Source organism: Chthonomonas sp., from assembly GCF_035294505.1.
Taxonomy (GTDB): Bacteria; Armatimonadota; Chthonomonadetes; order Chthonomonadales; family Chthonomonadaceae; genus Chthonomonas.
In genome coordinates, this window is record NZ_DATGKU010000135.1 from 1 (window position 1) to 2594 (window position 2594).

Below are 2594 nucleotides of genomic sequence, written 5' to 3' on the forward strand. Positions count from 1 at the left end.
GACTTGATGAGATATTCGAGCAAACCCGATATGGATTTCGACTCGGCAGCAATACTAGACACCTGCTTCCACCTTCTTCTTGCTTTGTGCTTTTTGTTGCTGGAACCTCTCCAGCACCCCAGTTTTCTTTAAGAGGGCTCGGGCGATGTCGGTCGGTTGAGCCCCCACACTGAGCCAGTAGAGCGCCCGCTCCTCTTTCACGGTAATGTTGGGCGGGTCTGCCAAAGGATCGTAGGTACCGATGGTCTCAATAAACCGCCCATCCCGTGGTGAGGTGCTGTTGGCCACCACAATACGGTAGAACGGACGGTTTCTTGCGCCCATTCGCTTCAAACGTATTTTAACCACTCTTCCTTGCCACTCCTTTCGATACGTTCTCCCCTATGCACAGTTTCAACGAGGTTTGAGGTTGCACAAAGGATGTTAGTATCGCAACGGTTATTGTCGGAAAAACCACCCTTTACTCTGCCCTCGCGACATCTTTTTAAGCGCCCCAGGGAGCTTACGCACGGAGGGCAATTTGTTGGGCTTTGCCCCGGGGACCTGCTGCATCAGGGTGCGCATCATGCGACGCATCTGCTCAAAATCGTTAAGCAGTTGGTTCACCTCGTGAACGCTTTGGCCGCATCCCGCCGCAATCCGCCGCCGGCGCGACGCATTGATGATGGCCGGGTTGGCACGCTCTTGAGGGGTCATCGAAAGAATGATGGCCTTACGCCGCTCCATCACCTTTGGGTCGAGGTTCATCCCCTCAAGCATTTTGCCATTAACGCCGGGGATAAGCTTCAGCAGGTTCTCGATAGGCCCCAGCTTCTTCATCTGATCGAGCTGTTCCAGCAGGTCGTTGAAGTCGAACCGGTTTTCACGCAGCTTCGCCTCTAAAACGGCCGCCTTTTTCTCATCTACGGCCTCTTGCGCTTTCTCGATGAGGCTCAAAATGTCGCCCATTCCGAGAATGCGCTGCGCCATGCGGTCGGGATAGAACGGCTCGAGCGCATCGAGCTTTTCACCGGTTCCTATAAACTTAATGGGAACGCCGGTCACAGCGCGTATGGAGAGCGCGGCACCGCCACGCGTGTCGCCGTCCAGCTTGGTCATAACGAAGCCGGTGAGGGCCAGCCGTTTATGAAACTGTTCGGCAAAGTTTACCGCATCTTGGCCCACCATGGCATCCACCACGAGGATCACCTCATGGGGCTGCACAAAAGCGCGCATCTGGCCAAGCTCGTCCATCAGTTCATCGTCAATGGCCAGACGCCCGGCGGTATCTAGAATAACGAAATCGTTGGCCTGTTGCCGTGCGTGCTCCACGGCCATGCGGGCGATGGAGGGGGGGCCTTTGCGCTGGCCTTCGGGCAACGCATACACGGGCAGCTCCGCCTGCTCCCCGAGCACCTGCAACTGTTTAATGGCCGCGGGGCGATAGATGTCGCAGGCCACCAGCAAAGGCCGATGGCCTTGCTTTTTTAGATAGGTTCCCAGCTTGGCCGCGAGGGTGGTTTTACCCGTTCCCTGCAGGCCACAAAGCATGATGATGGTGGGCGGTGTGGAGGCCACATTCAGCGGAGCTTGCTCCTGCCCCAACAGGGCCACCATCTCTTTATAGACGATGTCAATGACCTGCTGCCAAGGCTGAAGGCTCTCTAAAACCTCCACCCCCAGTGCCTTTTCGCGAATGCGCCCGATAAAGTCGCGCACCACAGGCAGGCTTACATCGGCCTCCAGCAGCGCCAGCCGCACCTCGCGCACGGCCTCGTTAACGTCCGCCTCGGTGACGCGCCCTTTGCCGCGCAGGCGCATAAAGACATTTTGCAGTTTTTCGGAAAGGCTATCGAACACGTCAGCAGGTCCTTATTCCAATGCCCACCTTTAGCGAGCACCCCTTCAGCTTCTCAACAAAAGGATTGACGCCCGCCGTAGCCTTGCGAGTATACCCTTCTTCTCATTGAATTGTCAATAGGCACTTCTCTCACGCCATAACGGTCGAGCAACGGCGCGGATTCCCGATGCAAGGCGGAATCCGCGCCGCCGTTGGCGCCCCTCCCGCCCTGTTATAGGAAAATGACGGCGAGACATCCAATTGGTTTTAAGTAGTGGCGCATGAGGCCAACCTGCCGCAACTTTGCGCTCGCCCCCTACAGCTCTCCTTGCCGAGAAAAAAAGACAAAACTTTTTCCTTTTTTATTTGCCTCCTGGCAGTGTATAATCAGAAGGGCAAAAAGGACAACCGCCATCGTTGACGATGCGCCTAGCGCCAACGCCCCGCGCGACGAAACTCTTGAGAAATTGACGTGGAGCCTATGGACATTCAAACTCTAGAAACTTGGCTTTGGGATTCGGCCTGCGCTGTTCGTGGCCCGCTCGATGCGCCCAAATTCAAGGACTATATCCTGCCGCTGGTGTTTTTGAAACGACTCTCCGACGTCTATGAGGACGAGCTGGAGCGCCTCGCTCAGGAGTTTGGAAGTCGAGATATGGCGGCCGCTTTGGTTGAACAAGAGCTGCGGCAGGGAATCTTCTCGGATAAAGTTGGCCTGGTTCGCTTCTATATTCCCGATGTGGCACGCTGGTCAAACATTCGTCGGCAAACCGCC

3 protein-coding genes are annotated in these 2594 nt (G+C 56.1%); 1 reads left to right on the forward strand and 2 read right to left on the reverse strand.

The window, feature by feature from the left end:
- Nucleotides 1-54 precede the first annotated feature (54 nt).
- Both rpsP and ffh read right to left on the reverse strand, forming a co-directional pair.
- Nucleotides 55-348, reverse strand: a complete 294-nt coding sequence (gene rpsP, locus VKV18_RS07920; RefSeq protein WP_324203669.1) for a 30S ribosomal protein S16 — start codon at nucleotides 346-348, stop codon at nucleotides 55-57.
- Between the two features lie 90 nt (nucleotides 349-438).
- Entirely contained in the window at nucleotides 439-1839 is a 1401-nt protein-coding gene (gene ffh / locus VKV18_RS07925) for a signal recognition particle protein (RefSeq protein ID WP_324203670.1), read from the reverse strand.
- A 461-nt stretch (nucleotides 1840-2300) separates the two neighbouring features.
- Here ffh and VKV18_RS07930 point away from each other — a divergent pair.
- The coding region (locus VKV18_RS07930; RefSeq protein ID WP_324203671.1) for a type I restriction-modification system subunit M N-terminal domain-containing protein at nucleotides 2301-2594 on the forward strand (294 nt) is incomplete at its 3' end.